The organism is Companilactobacillus nuruki (assembly GCF_002872255.1).
In the GTDB taxonomy this organism is placed as follows: Bacteria; Bacillota; Bacilli; order Lactobacillales; family Lactobacillaceae; genus Companilactobacillus; species Companilactobacillus nuruki.
Genome location: NZ_NIPR01000043.1, coordinates 82,129 through 102,702 on the forward strand (window position 1 = coordinate 82,129; position 20,574 = coordinate 102,702).

Annotated in this window: 21 protein-coding genes and 1 pseudogene; 7 read left to right on the plus strand and 15 right to left on the minus strand. The window is 33.7% G+C overall.

What is annotated here, in order from left to right; genetic code table 11:
- The first annotated feature begins 22 nt into the window (after nt 1-22).
- The 5 genes from CBP76_RS09945 (at nt 23) to CBP76_RS09965 (ending at nt 7,199) form a co-directional block, all read left to right on the plus strand.
- On the plus strand, nt 23-325 hold the full coding sequence (locus CBP76_RS09945; RefSeq protein WP_102196729.1) for a GNAT family N-acetyltransferase: 303 nt from the start codon (nt 23-25) through the stop codon (nt 323-325).
- A complete protein-coding gene (rpiA, locus tag CBP76_RS09950; protein ID WP_102196730.1) occupies nt 326-1,015 on the plus strand; it encodes a ribose-5-phosphate isomerase RpiA in 690 nt (229 codons plus the stop codon).
- 13 nt (nt 1,016-1,028) lie between these two features.
- Nucleotides 1,029-2,372: a C1 family peptidase gene (locus CBP76_RS09955; protein ID WP_102196731.1), complete on the plus strand. Its 1,344-nt coding sequence runs from the start codon at nt 1,029-1,031 to the stop codon at nt 2,370-2,372.
- Between the two features lie 194 nt (nt 2,373-2,566).
- Nucleotides 2,567-4,990, plus strand: a complete 2,424-nt coding sequence (locus CBP76_RS09960) for a Xaa-Pro dipeptidyl-peptidase (protein WP_102196732.1) — start codon at nt 2,567-2,569, stop codon at nt 4,988-4,990.
- A 124-nt stretch (nt 4,991-5,114) separates the two neighbouring features.
- Nucleotides 5,115-7,199: a KUP/HAK/KT family potassium transporter gene (locus CBP76_RS09965; RefSeq protein ID WP_102196733.1), complete on the plus strand. Its 2,085-nt coding sequence runs from the start codon at nt 5,115-5,117 to the stop codon at nt 7,197-7,199.
- 81 nt (nt 7,200-7,280) lie between these two features.
- Here the strand turns inward: CBP76_RS09965 and CBP76_RS09970 are convergent, their stop codons facing one another.
- A complete protein-coding gene (locus CBP76_RS09970) occupies nt 7,281-7,802 on the minus strand; it encodes a hypothetical protein (protein ID WP_102196734.1) in 522 nt (173 codons plus the stop codon).
- A 210-nt stretch (nt 7,803-8,012) separates the two neighbouring features.
- Between CBP76_RS09970 and CBP76_RS09975 the strand changes: the two genes are divergently transcribed.
- Nucleotides 8,013-8,306 (plus strand): hypothetical protein, encoded by a 294-nt coding sequence (locus CBP76_RS09975; protein WP_102196735.1) that lies wholly within the window; start codon nt 8,013-8,015, stop codon nt 8,304-8,306.
- A 59-nt stretch (nt 8,307-8,365) separates the two neighbouring features.
- Here the strand turns inward: CBP76_RS09975 and CBP76_RS13500 are convergent, their stop codons facing one another.
- From CBP76_RS13500 to CBP76_RS10005, 7 genes are all read right to left on the minus strand, one after another.
- On the minus strand, nt 8,366-8,491 hold the full coding sequence (locus CBP76_RS13500) for a hypothetical protein (protein ID WP_281258475.1): 126 nt from the start codon (nt 8,489-8,491) through the stop codon (nt 8,366-8,368).
- A gap of 85 nt (nt 8,492-8,576) precedes the next feature.
- Complete coding sequence (locus tag CBP76_RS09980) at nt 8,577-9,512, minus strand: LacI family DNA-binding transcriptional regulator (protein ID WP_102196736.1); 936 nt, start codon at nt 9,510-9,512, stop codon at nt 8,577-8,579.
- Entirely contained in the window at nt 9,512-10,315 is an 804-nt protein-coding gene (locus CBP76_RS09985; RefSeq protein ID WP_245865728.1) for a Cof-type HAD-IIB family hydrolase, read from the minus strand. Before CBP76_RS09985 ends, CBP76_RS09980 begins: the two co-directional genes overlap by 1 nt.
- 171 nt (nt 10,316-10,486) lie before the next feature.
- Nucleotides 10,487-11,344 carry a GRP family sugar transporter gene (locus tag CBP76_RS09990; protein WP_102196738.1) on the minus strand — a complete coding sequence of 286 codons (858 nt, stop codon included), beginning with the start codon at nt 11,342-11,344 and terminating at the stop codon, nt 10,487-10,489.
- A gap of 313 nt (nt 11,345-11,657) precedes the next feature.
- Nucleotides 11,658-12,332 carry a 2,3-bisphosphoglycerate-dependent phosphoglycerate mutase gene (locus tag CBP76_RS09995; protein WP_102196739.1) on the minus strand — a complete coding sequence of 225 codons (675 nt, stop codon included), beginning with the start codon at nt 12,330-12,332 and terminating at the stop codon, nt 11,658-11,660.
- Nucleotides 12,333-12,396: 64 nt separating this feature from the next.
- Nucleotides 12,397-13,275, minus strand: coding sequence for a cation diffusion facilitator family transporter (locus CBP76_RS10000; RefSeq protein ID WP_102196740.1), 879 nt, complete (start codon nt 13,273-13,275; stop codon nt 12,397-12,399).
- A 101-nt stretch (nt 13,276-13,376) separates the two neighbouring features.
- The gene (locus CBP76_RS10005; protein WP_245865731.1) at nt 13,377-13,589 is read right to left on the minus strand and encodes a hypothetical protein; all 213 of its coding nucleotides are present in this window, start codon (nt 13,587-13,589) and stop codon (nt 13,377-13,379) included.
- Nucleotides 13,590-13,782: 193 nt separating this feature from the next.
- Here CBP76_RS10005 and CBP76_RS10010 point away from each other — a divergent pair, with 193 nt between their 5' ends.
- Nucleotides 13,783-14,511 (plus strand): DUF5067 domain-containing protein, encoded by a 729-nt coding sequence (locus CBP76_RS10010; RefSeq protein WP_166667251.1) that lies wholly within the window; start codon nt 13,783-13,785, stop codon nt 14,509-14,511.
- Nucleotides 14,512-14,580: 69 nt separating this feature from the next.
- On the opposite strand, the gene CBP76_RS10015 is transcribed toward CBP76_RS10010, so the two are convergent.
- From CBP76_RS10015 to CBP76_RS13380, 7 genes and pseudogenes are all read right to left on the minus strand, one after another.
- Nucleotides 14,581-15,321: a CPBP family intramembrane glutamic endopeptidase gene (locus tag CBP76_RS10015; RefSeq protein WP_102196743.1), complete on the minus strand. Its 741-nt coding sequence runs from the start codon at nt 15,319-15,321 to the stop codon at nt 14,581-14,583.
- A 139-nt stretch (nt 15,322-15,460) separates the two neighbouring features.
- A complete protein-coding gene (locus CBP76_RS10020; protein ID WP_102196744.1) occupies nt 15,461-16,039 on the minus strand; it encodes a hypothetical protein in 579 nt (192 codons plus the stop codon).
- A 268-nt stretch (nt 16,040-16,307) separates the two neighbouring features.
- Nucleotides 16,308-16,676, minus strand: a complete 369-nt coding sequence (locus tag CBP76_RS10025) for a DUF956 family protein (protein ID WP_102196745.1) — start codon at nt 16,674-16,676, stop codon at nt 16,308-16,310.
- Nucleotides 16,677-16,786: 110 nt separating this feature from the next.
- Nucleotides 16,787-17,698 (minus strand): PTS system mannose/fructose/sorbose family transporter subunit IID, encoded by a 912-nt coding sequence (locus CBP76_RS10030; RefSeq protein WP_102196746.1) that lies wholly within the window; start codon nt 17,696-17,698, stop codon nt 16,787-16,789.
- A 19-nt stretch (nt 17,699-17,717) separates the two neighbouring features.
- Nucleotides 17,718-18,533, minus strand: a complete 816-nt coding sequence (locus CBP76_RS10035; protein WP_102196747.1) for a PTS mannose/fructose/sorbose transporter subunit IIC — start codon at nt 18,531-18,533, stop codon at nt 17,718-17,720.
- A gap of 43 nt (nt 18,534-18,576) precedes the next feature.
- Nucleotides 18,577-19,548 (minus strand): PTS sugar transporter subunit IIB, encoded by a 972-nt coding sequence (locus tag CBP76_RS10040; RefSeq protein ID WP_102196748.1) that lies wholly within the window; start codon nt 19,546-19,548, stop codon nt 18,577-18,579.
- A 905-nt stretch (nt 19,549-20,453) separates the two neighbouring features.
- Nucleotides 20,454-20,574: pseudogene (locus CBP76_RS13380) on the minus strand (DUF4867 family protein); the annotation flags it as partial.

Sequence of the window (20,574 nt, forward strand, 5' to 3'; positions counted from 1 at the left end):
TAATCAGCTAGGAGGTAATTTTATGGAAATGAAACACGAAGACGGTCGTTTTTATTTAGAGGACGACGATAAAATGATTGGTGAAATAACCTATTCTAAAGTAAAAGATGGAGTCATTTCACTTGACCATACTTATGTTGATGACAGTTATCGTGGTCAAGGTTTAGCTGGGAAATTACTAAACGCTGCTTTAGACTTTGCTGATCTCAAGAGACTAAAAATAGTCCCCGTTTGTGAATATGCTAAAGCAGCTTTTGAAAGAAAACCCGAAATTAGATTTCTATTAACTGAAAATTACCAAAAGCTACTAAAGGGGGAAAATTAGTTGAATCAAAATGAATTGAAACAAGCAGTTGGTATCAAGTCTGTAGACTATATTAAAAGTAATATGGTAGTAGGTTTGGGTACTGGCTCCACTGTTTATTATATGATTGAGGAACTTGGCAAGAGATATCAAGCTGGGGATATCAAAAATATCGTAGCCGTAACTACCTCATCACGATCTGAGAAGCAAGCCCAATCATTAGGCATTCCCACTAAAGACCTTAATTCAGTTGATCACATTGATTTAACAATCGATGGTGCTGACCAAATTGATAAGAACTATCAAGGTATCAAAGGTGGCGGTGCGGCACATTTACTTGAAAAAATGGTTGCTACTAATTCAACTAAAAATATTTGGATCGTAGATCAATCGAAAATGGCTGACACTTTGGGTAGTTTCCCACTACCTTTAGAGGTTATTCCTTTTGGTTGTGAAAAAACTTTCTCTGATTTAGAGAAGGAAGACTTACATCCCGAATTCCGTTTGGATGAAAATGGAGATCGAGTTTTGACACATAATAAAAATTACGTGATTGATTTAAAGATGGGATCAATTACCCATCCTCATTTACTAGCTGAATGGCTAGACCATCAAGTTGGAATAGTTGCACATGGACTATTTCTTGATATAGTTAATACTATTATCGTCGGTTATGAAAACGGACCTAAAGTAATCGATAATATCAGATAAAGGAGAATATTGTATGACTAAGGAAATTACATCATCTGAATTAGATAAATTTCAATCAGCTTTTGAAAACACACCAGGTTCTTCAGCAATCAAAAATGCTGTTGCTAATAATGGATTGTTCAAATCAAGTGAAACAATCGCTTCTAAAGTAGCGATGGACCCTACTTTCTCAGTAGAACTAGACACTGGTAAAGTGGCTGATCAAAAGCAATCAGGTTTATGCTGGGTATTTGCGGCATTAAATACTATGAGACACCCTCTTCAAGATAATTTTAAAATCAAAGGTTTTGAATTATCACAAGGTTACATGCTTTTCTGGGACAAACTAGAAAAGTCTAACTATTTCTTTGAGAATGTTATCAATACTGCTGCCTTGCCAACTGGCGACCGTAAAGTTGATTTCCTAATGGCAACCCCTCAACAAGACGGTGGACAATGGGATATGGTCATGGCTCTTGTTCAAAAATATGGTGTTGTTCCCAAGTCTGTAATGCCTGACACATTCAGTCGTACAAATTCCTCTGAATTGAATAACGTTCTTAACAAGAAACTTCGTAAGGATGCCATTATTTTACGTAACTTAGTTAATGACAACAAATCCGAAGAAGACATTGATCGCAAAAAGAACGAACTGTTAAGCGAAATTTACAAAATCTTGGTATATACAGTTGGTGTTCCACCTACAAAATTTGACTGGGCTTATCGTGATGATGATAAGAACTATCACAAGGAAACAGGTATCACACCTCAAGAATTCTTTAAGAAATATGTTGGTTGGGATTTAGATAGTTATATTTCAACTATCAATGCTCCAACTGCCGATAAACCATATAACCACGTTTATACAGTTGAGATGTTGGGTAATGTTATTGGTGGACGTCAAGTACGTCATTTGAACCTTGAAATCAATGACTTTAAAAAACTAGCTATTAAACAACTTCAAGCTGGAGAAACAGTTTGGTTTGGTAGCGATGTTGGTCAAAGCTCCGACCGTAAGATTGGTATTATGGATACAAACATCTACGACCTCGAAGGCTTATTAGATACCGATCTTAAAATGACGAAGGCTCAAAGACTTGATTACATCGAAAGTATGATGACTCATGCTATGGTTATTACCGGCGTTGACCTTGATGAAAATGGCAATCCGTTGAAATGGAAAGTTGAAAACTCATGGGGTGAAAAAGTTGGTAACAAGGGATACTTTGTTATGAGTGACTCATGGTTTGATGAATTCGTCTATCAGTTGGTTATTAACAAGAAATATCTACCAGAGGATCTTAAAACAACCTTTGAAAAAGAATCAAAGGAACCTAAGGTTCTTGCACCATGGGACCCAATGGGTGCACTTGCTTAACATTTATTAAAAGAGAACAAAAATATACTTAGCTTATAAGAATTATAAAGAGAACCAGTAATCAAAATTGATTACTGGTTCTCTTTATTTTAAACGGAAGAAATTATGTTTTTTCTTCCCTCTTTTTTAATATCTATCTAAAACTGCTCTTACTGCTCTATAATGAAATTAATATTTGAAAAGGAGTTGTCTATATGAAAAATAATCAATTTGCAATCCGTCCAACTGAATTTAAAGATCAAATAGAGGAACTAAAAACAATTGGTTTTTTAGATAAAGATAATGAGGATCAAACAGACCCTATTAGACTTTGGAAAAGTTTTTTAAGTAAAAGTTTTTTGGAAGCCAAAACGTCATCAATTTTCGAAGAAAAACTTAAAACATACATGGCAACTGAAACTCAAAATCTTAATGAATACTTAGATTCGGCTACTCATTTATCCGTAAAAGCATTTTATAATGTCGCCTTACAATTATTAAAATTCAATCCTGATGTTGACTTTGACTTCAATGACCCTTTAAATGCCATGAAAAAAATTCAGCTCATGATAGCCAATCATAACAACGATTCATTTAATATTGATGAATTAAAATCAGCTTGGTATTGGTTATTGGCAACTCATAATAAAAATGGTCAGACTTATTTAGACTCATTGGCAGCCAAAGGTTATTTCATCGATTTCTATGGCAAAGTAACTAAACCGATGTTATTCAATGGAAAGACCTTACCCGTCTTTGATCCCCATAAATTAATTCATGAGGTAGTCTATGTAGAGTCTCCTCAAGATAGCGATCATGATGGTAAACGTGATTTACTTAAGGCTGAAATTTTAAGACCCCAAGCAACTGAAAATGGTCTGAAAGTACCAATCCTTTATACTGCCAGTCCTTATAATCAAGGTACCAACGATGAGACTGGCGAAAAATTAACTCACAATGTTAATGTACCACTCAAACATAAAGTACCTAACGATTTACAATATTCTGATATTGAATATCATGCATCAAATAATGAAGTTCCTGCTCCACGATCAATCAACGGCGAAACTAAACATGCTGAAGAAGATTTCTCAAGAGAAAATTCTTACACTCTAAATGATTATTTTCTTGCACGTGGATTTGCTGTTGCCTATATGGCTGGAATCGGCACCAAAGATTCAGACGGACTTAGAACTACCGGTGATCCTGAAGAAACCATCTCAACTGTATCCTTAATAAAATGGCTAACTGGTGAATTACCCGCCTTCACTAATCGAACTGATAACATTGAAATCAAAGCCTGGTGGTCTAATAAAAAAGTTGCCATGACAGGACGCTCTTATTTGGGGACTTTAGCAACTGCGGCCGCAACAAGTGGAGTTAAGGGGTTAAAGACCGTTATCAGCGAGGCTGCTATCTCAAACTGGTATGATTATTACCGCGATGGTGGCCTAGTAATCGCACCCGGTGGTTTCCCTGGTGAAGACGCCGATGTGTTAGCAGAAGAAACTTTTAGCCGTCGACTACAACCGGGAGATTTTCAAAAAATTAAGACTTCCTGGAATAAACAATTAAAAGATATTGCAAATGGTCAAGACCGCAATACTGGTGATTATAATACTTTTTGGGACGCTAGAAATTACCATAAAAGCTTCAAAAATATTACTGCCGATGTATTCATGGTCCATGGTTTAAATGATTGGAATGTCAAACCAAGAAATGTTGAGAAACTTTGGAACGGAATCAAGTATAACGGCGTTACACAAAAAATAATTCTCCATCAAGGTCAACATATTTACATTAATGCTTTCAGGTCCATTGACTATAACGACATCATTAATCTCTGGTTAACATATGAATTACTTGGAGTTGACAATCAAGCTAAAGAAATCATTCCGAATGTTATAATTCAAGATAATACTAAGCCAGAGAATTGGAATGCTTATAAAGACTGGTCTAACAACAATAATGAGCAAGTAGAATACAAATTATCAAATGATAAATTAGTCACTAAGTATATTCAATCTAATAATGAGTCTTTCACAGATTTTCTTCCCGAAAGTGATTTCAATTTTTATAGTAAACATAACGATACCTGGCAACACGATCTGATTGCCAATGATAATAAATTAAAAAATGAGCAATTAATATTCAAGACTGATCCTATAAATACTGATCTAATTATTGACGGTAAATCTCATATACAATTAAAAGTTTCATCAAGTCAAAACATTGGTTTATTGAGTTTTCAAATTATTGATTATGGTGAAGCAAAGCGTTTGAATGCTTCACCAACTATACTTGGAAAAAATAATCTAGCTCAGACCTATGACTGGCGTGAGGATGATTTGCGCGAATTCACTTATGCTAGTCCTTCTCCTTTTAAAATGATTACTAAAGGACACATTAATTTACAAAATCGGAATAATAACTATAAAGTAGATGAACTAAAGCCAGATGTTTTTTATGATATAAACGTTGAATTACAACCTACCTTTTATAAGTTATTAAAGGGCCATCAACTGGGCTTAATTATCTATGCAACTGACTTTGGTATGACTGTTCGCGGGAATCAAAATATTACATATACAGTTCAAACAAGGGATTCATCATTGCTAATACCAATACACAAAAAATAGTGCCATCAGTGGCTATATACTTTGATATATGGCTTAAACTACTAGATCAAAATTAAGTGGTTTCATACTATCAAATCGAATGTTATAATGCCTGTTGAACTGTTTATTTTTGGAGATTATTTATATGGAAAAGACACAACTTAATTCATTTAAGGGTAACCCCCATTCAAAGATGAGTATCGCAGGGTTCCTAATTGCTTTAGGAATCGTATACGGGGACATTGGTACTTCTCCTCTATACGTTATGCATTCTTTGATGGTTGGGAATGGCGGACTTGAAAAAATGTCCACCAATTTTATCTTAGGAAGTGTTTCCTTAATTTTTTGGACACTTACTTTAGTAACCACAATAAAATATGTACTAATTGCTCTAAGGGCAGATAACCGTGGTGAAGGTGGAATCTTCGCTCTTTATACTTTGGTTAGAAAGCGAGCTAAGTGGTTGATCATACCCGCTATGATTGGTGGAGCTACCTTTTTAGCTGACGGCATGATGACTCCAGCAGTTACTGTTACAGCTGCTATTGAGGGTTTAAAGGGTATTGAAATAAATAATACTGTTTTAATCAGTACCCAAAACCAGGTTATCATCGTCACTTTGGTCATCTTATCAACGCTATTCTTTATTCAAAGATTCGGTACTCAAATGATTGGTCGAGCTTTTGGACCTATTATGTTAGTTTGGTTTGCCTTCTTAGGATTGATGGGTATTATGAATCTATCATCTGACTGGTCAATGCTTAGAGCTTTGAATCCTTACTATGCAATCGAATTATTAAGAAGCCCGATCAATATTCGAGGTATCTTCATCCTTGGTAGTATTTTCTTAGCTACTACCGGTGCTGAAGCTTTGTATTCAGATATGGGACATGTTGGTCGTCCTAATATCTATACTAGTTGGCCTTTTGTTAAAATTTGTTTGTTACTTAGTTATTTAGGACAGGCAGCATGGCTTTTGAGTGTTAAAGATAATCACACACTTCAACAAATGGGATCAGCTATGAACCCATTTTATCAATCAATCCCATCTGACTTCAGACTCTTCGGAATCTTCCTATCGGCTATGGCTGCTATCATTGCTTCTCAGGCTTTAATTTCCGGCTCATATACATTGGTATCTGAAGCCACTAAATTAAGAATTTTCCCAAGATTAAAGACTTACTATCCTACAAACTTTAAGGGACAACTTTATATCCCTACTGTTAATTCAATTATCTGGGTTGTTTGTTTATTCATTGTCTTCTATTTCAAAACATCAGAAAACATGTCTAATGCTTATGGTCTAGAAATTACTATTACCATGCTAATGACTACAATTCTGCTCCATCAATGGTTACTAATGAAACGTGCTAATCGCTTCTTTACAACAATCATTGTCAGTTTCTTCTTTATTATTGAGAGTATATTCTTTGTAACTAACAGTAGTAAGTTCATTCATGGTGCTTATATTACAATGTTTATTGCTGCTTGCCTTATTGCAGTCATGTTCATCTGGAGATATGGTGAACGTCTAAAAGATGACAACACTTATCGGAGCCACTTTGTTTCATTACTTGCTTTCAAACATCAACTAAATGATCTAAGAAAAGATCCAAGTTATCCACTATATACAACTAATTTAGTTTATTTAACTAAAATTCATGATGGCTATCGCATTAAGAAAAATATTCTTTATTCTATTCTTGATAAACGTCCAAAACGGGCTCAAGTTTACTGGTTTGTAACTGTTAATGTTACTGATGAACCTTATACAGCCGCTTATAGTGTTGAAACCTTTGATACCGACTATATGGTCAGCGTTCAACTCTATCTTGGCTTCAGAGTTGACCAAAAGGTTAACGTTTATCTCCGCCAAGTAGTCAACGACATGATGTCTAATGGCGAAATTAAGCCTCAACCTCAAAAATATACAACAATTCCTGATCGTGAAGTCGGTGACTTCTCTTTTGTAATCATCAAAGAGGTATTGTCCCCTGATACTAAGATCAGTAGTTTAAAGAAGAGTGTTATTCATATGAGATTCTTCCTTCAAAAATTTATTTCACCAGCTAACTGGTTTGGACTTTCATACAGCGATGTTGTGGAAGAACGTGTACCATTAGTACTTGGTAAAGTATCATTGAATCGTTTACGCCTTGTTAGAAAAGACCGTTCAGCCTTGAAGGATATCAAGATTGATGGCGAAATTGATGACGATGACGACGAATAATAAATTATGTGTCTAGCAAAAAAGCTGGTCTGGTAACTATTGTAAATATAGTTACTGAACCGGCTTTTTTTGTATAATTTTTTATTTTGTTTGAAAAACCTCAACCTTATGCTGACCTAGTTTTGATGTTATGAAGTCGACCACCCACTCGACATCTTTTTCTGGAGCACCCGTCTTTAATAAATTCCAAGACAAATCTAAGGCAATACTATCACCGTTATCAATTCTTAAAACGATATAATGTGGTGTCCATTTATCAGCCTTCTTACTAACAACTAAGGCATAAGATTTAATATCACTAAAAGGAATTGCTTGCTGTCTCTTAACCGTTGGCAAAAAGATTGCCTGAATTCTTTTTTGCCATGTACTGTAATCATAATAGTAAATATCCTCATTAGTTATCTTCCAAAGTCCATAGAGCGTTGGCAAATAATGTGGATAGATAATTAGACTTTCTAACAAAAAGGCTAAAATACCAGCAACCAATCCCAAGAACAATGCTTGTTTAAAAAGAATAAACACAAAAGTTCCAATGGCAGTGCCAAAAATCAGGCTATTAAATAAAGGTTTCAAGTTTAATTTTCTTGCAAAACTTTTTTCCATCTTCATCGCCTACTTTTATTCTTTTTATAATAAATTTGAACTAAAAATAGTCTGTTTATGGAAATAAAGCAAAAATAAAGCCTACAAATAGACAAGTTGTAATAACTCAATCCTTTAAATTTTAACTGCTCATATATTCTTTTATAATGCATATAATCAATAATTACTAATTTTATATTGATTACAAATTAAGAAAAGAGTGTGATTATTATGTTTACTTATATTCAAATAATTGACACCGACACTGAGGTTTTTAAAGGATATGTTTATTATCAATTTCTAGATGATGCACTCTCTATGACTTTAATTAGAGGTATGAGAAAACTCCATCATATTGTTATTCCTTTTGCAGACATTACCGACTTAATCGTTGATAAGCTTTATGGTGAAGATCGTATTAATTTTATTTATAATGGCAAAAAATATTCCATCATTAATACTGGCTATGGAGAATCGAAATACTTCGAAGATCACTTGCTTAATGCTACTAATCTTCAGGTCTAGTTTATACGTATGAATATATTCATTGGATTCATATTTATAATCGTCGGACTTTGGCAGACCTACACTACCAGTAACCATTTCAAAGATTTAAAAATCGAAAGCAAAACATCTCCATTTGCTTTATTAGCATTATGGTCTTCTCTAGTGCTATCTGTTTTTTTCTTTTTTGCTGGAATTGCTGCCATATTTGGTTACCTTTAATCTCCTTTAAATTCAAAAGATAGACACGATTTGCCAGATTATGGTTGTCGTGTCTATCTTTATAAGAATTCATCTTTCCCGTATTAAATAAGATTTAATGGGGATTTGTTTTATTATATTAGAAATAGCCAATTTTAAAGCAGTCTGCCCGACTATCTCGAATTGATGATCAATTGTAGGTAAATGTGTAATTCTTCCTGACAATTGATTTTCTTGCCCCATCATCGAAGGAACCTTTAAGGCATGATCCAAATAATATTGTCGAGCTCCAACTGCCACATCGTCACCATTTGCAAAAATGAAGTCAGGTCGTTCATTTTTTTCAAACAATCGCGATATGGATTCATAACCATCTCTATAAGTCGTAACATTCGTATCGACTATTCTAGCATTACGTCCAAAAACTTTTTTAAAACATTCTAATGTAACCTTACTGGTAGCACTAAATTGATTATCTCGACTTAGAAGAATTCCAACTTTTTTATAACGCTGTTGCTTGATCCACTCAAATGCCTCAATAAAGGTTTCCTTTCTCAAAGCATAGGCTGCTGCAATATTAAATTCCCCTGGGTTTTCACAACAGACAATCGAACCATATTTTTGATATTTGAGTAATTCTTTCATAGGGATTCCACGAGAGGTAAATATTAAGGCATCATAACTTTTACGACGCAATTGTTCTAAATATTTTATTTCTAAATCAGCATCATATTTTGATTGAAGAACTACCACGTGATAACCACTAGAAAAGGCTGTTTTCATTATTCCTTGTAAAACATGAGTAAAGTACGGATGCAATGTATGTGGTAAAACCACGCCAACGTTATACGTCTTGCCACGACTTAAATCACGAGCTACATCATTGGGAACATAATCTAGCTTGTCAATTATGCTCTGAATTCTATTGCGAGCCTCCTCTGACACGTAGCCTGAGTCATTAATACATCGAGAAACGGTAGATACAGAATATCCTGATAATCGAGCTATATCTCTAATATTTGTCATTAGTTCACTTCCAGATACTTTTCTATTCCAAAGGCTACACCATTTTCATCGTTAGTTTGCGTAATGAATTTACCGTAAGCCTTTATTTCATCCAAAGCATTCTCCATAACAATAGGCGTACCTACGCTTGCAAACATTGGTAGGTCATTATGCCCATCCCCAAAAGCTGCCATCTCGTCTTTAGATATATTTTCTAAATCTTGAATATATTTGATTCCTCTAGACTTCTTCGCTTTTACATTAGTTATTTCCAAATAATTCAAACCAGTTTGCTTAATACTTACATTCAAATTTAAACTGTTTAATTTTTGTTCTAAAGTTTTAAGTTTAAGTTTTCCAAAATCAATCAACATTATTTTATAAATATTAATACCTTCAGTAAATAGATTAGCATAATTAACTATTTTAGGAATCTGTCCTGTCAATAACGTTTCATATCTCGTACCATCATCAATTTTTTCCGAATACCAATTATTAGAGTCATAACAACTACAGCTAATATCTTTAAAGTTAATTGTAATATAATTAATAATTTTTTTGACTATTCCTATATCTAAAGGATCGTCAGCCAATATTTCTAAATCATCTTTATTCTTTTTGAAAATCAAACCACCATTAAAGGCAATTTGTGGTGAATTCAAATGTAATTTATCAATTACTTCAGTCATTTCCATTGGTGCCCTAGCAGAAACTAATGTGAACGGTATTTGACTATCATTAATTCTTTTTATATTCACTGAACTAATTCTACCGGTGCTATTCAAAAGTGTTCCATCCATATCGGAAAATATATGTTTTATCAAACTGCTTGCCTCCCATATCCTTTAGTAAATAATTCTAATTTGTGGAACGGGTACCATGACAAGTATTATATTTTTATAACTAACAAAAATAGGGATAACAACTTGATTGAGTTGTCATCCCTATTATATTAATTATCCAAAGCTAAACTTACTTTGTTCATTTTATTATACTTATGCAAATGACGTGGCAACACTACCAACCACAATCAAAACAATTCCCAAGATCGTAAAAGTCAATTCACGTTGGCTCTTATGTTCGTGAAGTACAAAGATTCCACCAAAGGTTGCGATAATAACATTCAACTGCGTCCAGATGAAAGCAGAAGTATTACCATTGGCCTTTGCAGAGAAGATATAGGCAAAAGCTGCAATTCCCCAAGCAATACCAGCAATAATATTTTGATATTGTTCTTTTTGTTTAAATGAGTTTCTATCAGTGAACAAGGCATAGATGATTGATCCTAATAAGATACCTAACATTTCCGGTAAGAAAATACCTGTACTACTTTCAGCTTTGACAATTGGAATATTAGGAAATGAAGAATAAATCCAAAATCCAACAGTTGTACAAAGTAGGAAGAAAATATCTTTAGTTTGGATACCCTTGCCATCTGTATTATCTGAAACAGACGTTAAGAGTGCACCTGCCACAACTATGGCTAAAGCAATAATACCAATAACCTTAGCATGAACTCCTGCCCAATCTCCAAAAATCAACATCCCAATAATAGAATTACCAACCAATTGAAAAACAGTTGATAATGGCACGGTACCTGAAACTCCGATTCTCTTAAACGATATGAATTGGCCGATTTGACCAATTGTCCACAAGGCACCACATAAAACTGAAAACCAAAATGCTTGTGCACTTACACTTGGTTGTGTAACTAAGTAAGATATCAATCCAACAATTGTTGCTCCTGCACCAATACCAAACATTTGGTTAACTGATGACCCGCCAACTTTTCCGGTAATTAGTGGCATAACACCCCAACCAAGAGCCGGTATTAAAGCAATTAAAATATTCATTTGAAATTCCCTCTCGATTTGGCCAAATACTAGTAATAATTATTTTTTAACGTGCTATATTTCATATATATTAAGGAACTATCTGTTTCTCACAATACATTTATTAGTCATGCTTAAACGAACATTATTACAATAACTTATCTAAACAAGCCCATTTGGCACTAAAAATTTGTTTCACTTATCTAGACCATTTAAATAGTTTACATCATCTTTTCTAAAAAGAAAGCATTTTCGTAAAATAATTCAAAAAAAATGAAAGCACCTTCATGGTTTTTATCTCCATTAAGATTCTTTCATTCTTTTCAATACAAATTTATTTTTTCATTCTATTATTATTAACAATATTTAATTTATCATCAAATTCATAAATCAAGGGTTTACCGTTAGCGACCTCGACCCCATCAATATCCTTATCATTGATATTCTCAATATATTTAATCAATGCTCTAATTGTACTCCCATGAGCAACAATCAATTGATTCTTACCGTCAAGTAACCTTGGACCTACATTATCAACATAATAAGGAATAATTCTCTGATAAGCCTGATAAAGACTTTCGGCTCTTGGCATAATCTCAGGTCCAAAATATTTATAAGGTCCGATATTAGGATCTGGTTGGGTTAATCTAGGTGGAATGGAATAAAAACTTCTTCTCCACTGATGGACCTGTTCCATTCCAAATTCTCTTCTAGTCACATCTTTATTTTGTCCTCGTAAGGCTCCATAATGACGTTCATTTAAGCGCCAAGTCTTAGTAATAGGCACATAGTTAAGATTTAGTTCATCTTGAATAATATAGGCCGACATAATTGCTCGTTTTAAAACTGAAGTATGGACATGATCAAAATAAAGGCCCTCCAATTGTTCAGCCGCCTTGTGTGCTTGAACAATCCCCTCTTGGGTCAAACCTACATCACTCCAACCAGTATACTGATTTAGGGCGTTAGCAATACTTTCCCCATGTCTTACCATGACAAGTTTTACCATATTACGAAATTCCCAACTTTCATATAAAATTACCTTTTAATCTTAGCACAATTAGACTTTCTTATTAATCTATCAATGAATTATCAAGTCCCCTAGAACATTCAGCCTGTAATGTCACGTGTGTGATATTGAATTCTTCATTTAACATTTTATCAACCTTATCATACAAACCATCAAGCTCCGACATATTACAATTTCTTTTAACATTAATATGAGCATCCAACATAATATGATTTTCATCAATCATCCAAACATGAATATGATGTACCTTGACAATTTCCGGAATTGTCATAATTGCATCAGAAACGACATCCAGATCAATTTTAGGACTTGCTTCCATAAGAATATTGACTGTTTCAGAAACAACGCTGTAGGCTTCTTTTAGGAGCCAAATTGCAATAACAATTGTAATTAATGGATCGACCCAATTCCAATTGAACAAAATCACAAAAATTGATGCTATAAATACTCCAATAGAAGATAAGGTATCGGTCAACATATGTAGAAATGTAGCTTTTATGTTCAAATTATGTTTAGAACCTGTTAACAACATCAACATAGAAACAAAATTAGCAATTAACCCTACCAAGGAAACGATCATCATTAATCTGCCATTGATATGTTGCGGCTGTGATAAACGTTTAAATGATTCAAACACCATCATCAAGGTAATAACGACCAAAACAATCGAGTTAACAAAAGCCGCTAAAATTTCGGCCCTTTTGTATCCAAAGGTTTTCTTAGTATTATTTTTACGCCGCCCAATAACACTAGCAACATAAGAAATAACAATTGATAAAGAATCTTCCAAATTATGAAAGGCATCAGAAATTAACCCCAAACTCCCCGAGAAAACTCCACCAATAAATTCAGCGACGGTAATTAACACATTCAGCATAGTTACGTAAAAGAATCTTTTACCAGTTACTTTTCCATTTTCCATAACATTGCCTCCTTGTGTCTATCATAACAATAATTTTATTGAAAATATAAAAAAGGTGGAACTAAAATAGTTCCACCATATAAACACTTGTATTTATCCTTCTATTTAGTTGTTAACTTAGCAACAACTTTAATGGGATGAGCTACATCAATGATATCAGAGAACCTGTTTGTTACATAGTCCCTCATACCGTCACGTGCCTCTTTTTTAGAAACGTTGTGACAAATGCGCTTCTTAGCAACTGTTTGGCCTTCTTTACTAAAGAAGTTACAAGTAACTTCATAATCACCATGATTACCAAAAAACAACATCATTGTGACCCCCTTTTCACAAAATAACTATCTCATTAACTTCGACCAGATATTTATACCACTTTTTTAAAGTCAGTTCAACACCCTAAATTAAAATTTCTTTTTTAAAAAAAACAAGCATTTTTTAGTTAATTAATTCATACTTAGTAATTATGATATTATGGTCTTAACGAATTATTCACAGGGGAGTAACGTTATGAAACGACAAAATAGAACTGGCAGAACACGTATGACTCGTGAAGCACTTCGACGTAAAAGATTGCCTTTCTACAAAAAGAAAACATTTATAATTCCCATTATCTTAGTTGTTATAATAATAATTGGTCTATTAGTTTTTTGGAAAGTAAACAGCACCGATAATACTCACTCGACACAACCTTCCAGAAAAATTGAAAAGGTTAGCAAAAAACCAACTAAGAAAAAGCCCACTAAGAAAAACAAAGCACAAAAGGTTACCAAGGAGAATCCTGCCCAAAAAGTTGAAAAACAACCTGAACAAAAACAAGATACCACTCCTAAAATAACTAACCCTGGAACTTATGACAATTTAACTTATGATACCGATTGGTATACTTTTAAAATCTCTAACGAAGTTAAATTAATCAAAGATACTAATGGTGACGCAGCTTTATTAGTAAAATATAATTATACTAATAAAACACAAAAAAATGCTGTCCCTCAACAAGTTCAAAATACAGCAATTATGCTAAAACAAGACGGTCAACAATTGAGTGCTACTACGGCCACCGGGGATAATGAGGCACTTGTTAGTGCAAGTAATACTGGTCAAGTTTTACCTGGTAAAAGTTTTGATGGTGCTCTCTTAGTAAAGGTTAATAGTACAACGTCTGAGGTCACAATGTACTTCAAAAATATACAAACTAACGACTGGCTAGATAGTACACAGCCGCTCAAACTAGATTAAAAAATAAATCCCCATCTGGTAGCCACAAAACGGTTACCAGATGGGGATTTATTTTCAAGATGAAAACCTCTAGTTATTAATTTCTTTTACTTTAAAATTTCGTAATTGAATGTACGCAATTATCAAAGTAATTGCCAGAAAAATAATCATCCCATATATTGAAATTACTGAAAATGTGGTTTGTGACGCTTGTAACATCGTTTTATCAGAAAACATAGGAAACATATCTCGTAAAGCGTGTAAAAGAATAACAATACTTAGATTACTCGTCTTCAAATATATTGTTCCGAATAATACACCAACTGCAATTGCAAATATTACCTGTGATGAAACATAGCCTATTGGTAGACGTCTTAAATTGGTCATATGGATCAATCCAAAAAGTACGCTTGATCCTATAACCGTACCTAAAGAATTATTCTTAGTTATTTTCAAAAATAAACCAATTAAGATCCCTCTAAAAACAAATTCTTCGGCTAATCCTACCAAGAGACAAATAGCTATTACTGTGAATCTAATTTTAAAATCAGAAACGCCTATCATTGGTAAATCTAAAAATGCCACAATAATAATTGCTGGCAAAGACGTTAATAATTGTCTCAATATATTTCTTTGATTGAACCAATGTATTTTCTGCTTAAAATAAAATTGATTTAACAAATATGCTACTAAAAATACTATTAAATCTCCTAATGCCTGCCACATACTGGTTACTTTCTTACTAACAATTAACCCCATTACACTTAAAACAATCGGAAAGATCAAACTCGCTAGAATGACTTTGGTTATATTATTTTTTATAAATCGCATTATTTTCCCCCCTATAATAATTATATTAAATAATTACTTGACATGAAACGCGTTCGATAAAGTATTCTTTAACCGTTGAGATACAGATTCTGTGGGACCAGCCATAATCCTTCATGCAGAAATCACCCTTCAATGTATTTCATAAATTGTATATTTGTTTAGCCATATTATGGGCTTTTTTAGTCTCGATATTAGAATTAAGCAATTCAACAATCTGATTAATATCTTCTTTATCTACGGAAAATTTATTATTCTTCCAATCACAAACTAACTTAATCTTTGAACTACCGGTATTAATTATTACATAATGCCCCCTCCGATTCAGAGAAGCCATAAATGGCCCTCCTGAGAGATATTTTATATTCATAATAGATTTACCATCAACCATTAAAAATGTCTCAATACTTGAATATGGAAGCTTAATAGCACTCTCATTAAACGGAAATAATATAGCTTTAACTATTTTACCCCAATTATTATAGTTATAATAATAAATACCTTCCTTATTAATTCTCCAATAACCATAATATCTATTAAAATAATGGGGATAAATTACTAAACTTTGAATAAAGAAGGCTATTATTCCACTACTGATCCAAAATATTAATTCATGAGTGAACAACGAGTAAACGATAATAGAAATTGATATACCAAAATAAACACTAACTGCCAATGGTTTAAAACTGATTTTTCTTTGAAAATTCAATTCTTTTTCCATTTTGATCACCTTGGTTACCTATAATTAATTACTATTAAAATAATCCCTATTTAAATATTTTTCCATAATACTGTTTTAAAGTTTGCCAGATTGTCATTTTTGGAATAAAAAAACAAGATAGTATAATTTATAACTAAATTGTGGGACAAGGTATAGCTTTTCTACTAAAAAATGGGACTTAGTAATCAAAGCTTGATTACTAAGTCCCATTTGTCCTAATGCTCGAAAGTGGACATCTTTTCTATCCCACTTTCATCTTTAAAATTTATTATTTCTTTTTCCTTGTAAAAGCTCGTTTAATAACCTCAAAGAATCCCAACGAACGAACAATACGATCTGGTTTAATGTAAACTCGAATTGCTCTTAAGACCTTCTTAGGATCTCTTGAAGAAAATGAAAAAGTCCCATTCTTTTTTGTCTCAATTGCAAACCTAGGTATCCATCTACCGCCAAAAATAACTGAAACAATTATATGATTGACTTCAGTCCAAGGAATTTGAATATAGTTATTAGCATCACGGTCATCATAAAATTCGAAGCCTTTATCTCCGACCATGATTTTACCGTAATCTGCCATACCCAAATGAGAAGTTGCATTCATGACCAAATCCGACTTCGTATTTATTGATTGAACCATTTAAACTAACCCCTTTATCTTAATTAGAAATATTATACGTCTGCAATAAACTATTATCAAAAAAGAGGCGAACTCTTTTGAGTTCACCCCAGATTGAAATTTTCCAATAATTACATAACATGAATTACGTGTAATACAACACCAAGTACAAATAGGCCAAGAATAATAACGATTGGAGAAACTTTCTTCTTTAATAACCACATGCAGAACAATGTTAGAAGCAAAGCTGCTAGTCCTGGGATCAATAGATCCAAGTTATCTTGCAAAGTTGTTACTTTGTGAGCTGTCAATGATAGACCAGCTTTTTGTTGAATCAAAGCTTCCTTAACGCCTTGTGCACCTGATGGAAGATGTGCCCAATCAATGTAAGCACCCTTATCTAGTTTAACAGTTGAAACTGTTGGTGTGAACTTAACAGCAACCCAACGATTAACCAATGAACCTAAGATAAACATACCTAAAATTGAAGCACCCTTAGTAATATCTTGTAAGATACCACCAGAAAGGTCATCTGTAATAGCTGAACCGGCTTTGTAGCCAAGTTCTTGTGTGTACCACATGAAGGCCATACGAATAGCATTCCATGCTACGAAGTAAATGATTGGTCCAAGAATATTACCAGTCATAGCCAATGAAGCGGCCAAAGCACCGATAATAGGCTTAACAGTGAACCAGAACACAGGATCACCAATACCAGCCAAAGGACCCATCATACCAACTTTAACACCTTGGATAGTAACATCATCGATAGGTGCACCATTGGCACGTTCTTCTTCCAAAGCCATAGTAACACCTAAGATAGGTGAAGCTAAATATGGGTGAGTATTGAAGAATTCCATGTGACGCTTCAAAGCAGCGGCACGGTCTTCTTTTGTTTTATATAATTTTTTTAGGACTGGGATTAATGAGTAAGCCCAACCACCATTTTGCATACGTTCGTAGTTCCATGAACCTTGTAGGAAGGTTGAACGCCACCAAACGGAAATTCTATCTTTTTTAGAAATTTTTACTTGATCTGCCATTTTTTTGTGTTCTCCCCTCTTAGTAGTTATCTATAATGTCGCCAACCGGATCACCAGTGTTAGAGTTTCCTCCATCACCGTTGCCTCCGTTACCACCTGATTTTTCCAATTTCAAGTAGACAAGAGCGATTGAAATACCGATAGCACCAAGACCAATAAGTGTTAATTGTGTAACTGTAGCTAACACAAAACCAATTGCGAAGAATGGCCATACTTCTCTAGTAGCCATCATGTTGATAACCATTGCATAACCAACGGCAACAACCATACCACCACCGATTGACAAACCATCTGACAACCAAGCAGGCATAGCATTTAATAATTCCTTAACGGGGCCAGCACCGATAGCTAGGATCAATGCAGCAGGAATAGCGATACGAACACCTTGCATACAAATAGCAATATATTGCCACATTTCAATTTTCTTAAAACTACCTTGTTCAGCAGCTCTATCCATAATATGAACAATACCAGTTGCCAATGTACGACATAGAATTGTTAATAGTAGTCCGGCAACAGCCAAAGGAACAGCGATGGCAATAGCTGAACCAACACCAGCCTTACCTTTACCACCAAGAACAAGAATAATAGCTGAAGCGACAGCTGCCAAAGCAGCATCAGGTGCTACAGCAGCACCGATATTAGCCCAACCTAAGGCGATCATTTGTAGTGATCCACCAAGGATAAGACATGGTAATAATTGACCTGTAACTAAGCCGATTAAAGTACAAGCTATAACTGGTTGGTGAAAGTGGAATTCATCCAAGATACCTTCCATACCAGCTAAGAAAGATACTAAAACGACTAGAATAATCTGAATAGCATTTAATTGCATGATTATTAATCCTCCGTTTATTTCTTAAACATATATGTATATATTATTTTGCTTTATTAAGTTCGTCTTGAGCTTTCTTCATGATGCTATCAAGATCATCTTTTGAGTCTGTAGGAACTTTACGAACATCAAACTTGATGCCATCTTTTTCCATAGCCTTATAAGTATCGATATCATCTTGGTCAAAAGCCAGAACCTTATTAGGTTGAACCTTACCAACTGAGTGAGCCATTGAACCAACATTAACCGTCTTCAATGGAACTCCTCCGTCGATAGCTTTCTTAACATCTTGTGGTGTTTCGAAAAGCAACAATGCACGTTGACCACCAAAGTGTTTGTCATCTTTGGCAATCTTGATCATTTGATTAATAGGAATAACATGAGCCTTAACACCTGCTGGTGCAGCTTGCATAATCATTTGCTTACGCAAGTCATCCTTAGCAACGTTATCTGAAACGACGATGATACGTGTAGGATTTGTTGTCTTAGTCCATGCAGTAGCAACTTGACCATGCAATAGACGTGTATCAACACGTGCCAAAACATATTCTAGTGAACCAGGCTGACCACCTGTAGGTGCTTGTTTAACTGCAGCCTTAGGAGCTTCCTTTGGTTGCAATGATTCTGGACGGACCTTAACACCGTCTTTTGCTGTTTCAATAATATGAGCAGCAATCTCTTGTGCTGAGTTCATTGATAAACGTGAAGCATATGCCTCAATCAACATAGGCAAGTTAAGACCAGCAACAATAGCCCATGTATCCTTATGTGCCTCGAACAAACCATTTACTTGGTTGAATGGTGTTCCACCCCATAAATCGACTAGGAACAATACTTGTTCTTGGTCTTCTAGAGAAGAAACAGCTTCTTCCAGTTTTGCCTTAAGATCATCAGGACCCATGCTAGGTTGTAATGTAACGGATTGAACATCTTTTTGTTCACCGAAAATCATTGACCCAGACATCTTGATACCGTCGGCAAAGTCACCATGGCTTGCAATAACAATTCCAACCATGTTTAATCCTCCTTTATTTTTATGTCATTAAAGCGCTTACTTTGACCACCCATTTATGATCGAATTGACAATAAAAATAGAATAATTTCTAAATAAACCGCTTTAATAGAGCTCACCCTTCATGTGAACCCTTACATAATATCATTTTTTCAGAAAAAAAACAGCCCTTTTAATAAAAAATAAACAAACAAAAACAAATCTAAACTTTTAAGATAAATTATTTAGCTGATTTTTCACATATCTGGTTCATCGATTTGAGCAATAGTACCATGATATTTATAAAATAGGTATTATTTATATTAGAACTCATAGAAAGAATTTGACTGATTTTTCAACACTTTGTGACAATTGAAAGTTATACATAATTTTCTTTATTTTCAATTTTATTTTTAAAAAAATCCCTTTATAAAGGCATTTTCAATTAACTTAAAAAAGTTCAAGAAATTTTGATGGCTTATTTTCAGTTGTTACTTTTATGTAACGGCTTGTCACATGGATTTATTAGTCCTTTATTTTGAAAAATGGTATACCTAGAATAAACTTAATTTGCTGAAAGTGGTTGATACCAGTTATCTATGCCAATTTTAATTAAATTAAATTTTATTGAAGTCAAAAAAATATTTTTTTATTTTAATATATATTTTTTTATTAAGTGGGTATTCATACAAAATACTCATTAAAACTTATGAAAGAGACAACTAATATATATAAACTTTTACTAATGGTTACAATACTTGACTTGAAAATTTGTTTATTAATCTTGTATGATAATTAATTTTTAACTTCTTATTATAGGAAGTCATTTGAAAACAAAAGTACTTTAACGTTATGTGGATAAAAAAAGTACCAATCTAATGACCATTGAAAAATGGTCATTAGATTGGTACTTAAAAATAAATATTCTTTTATTCTGCCAAAGGCTTCATTTCTATCATTTTACCTGTCAAACCGACTTGAACTCCAATCGCAATTTTATCCTTCCGACTAGGATCAACTACTTGAAATTTATTCTGTTTAACAATTCTT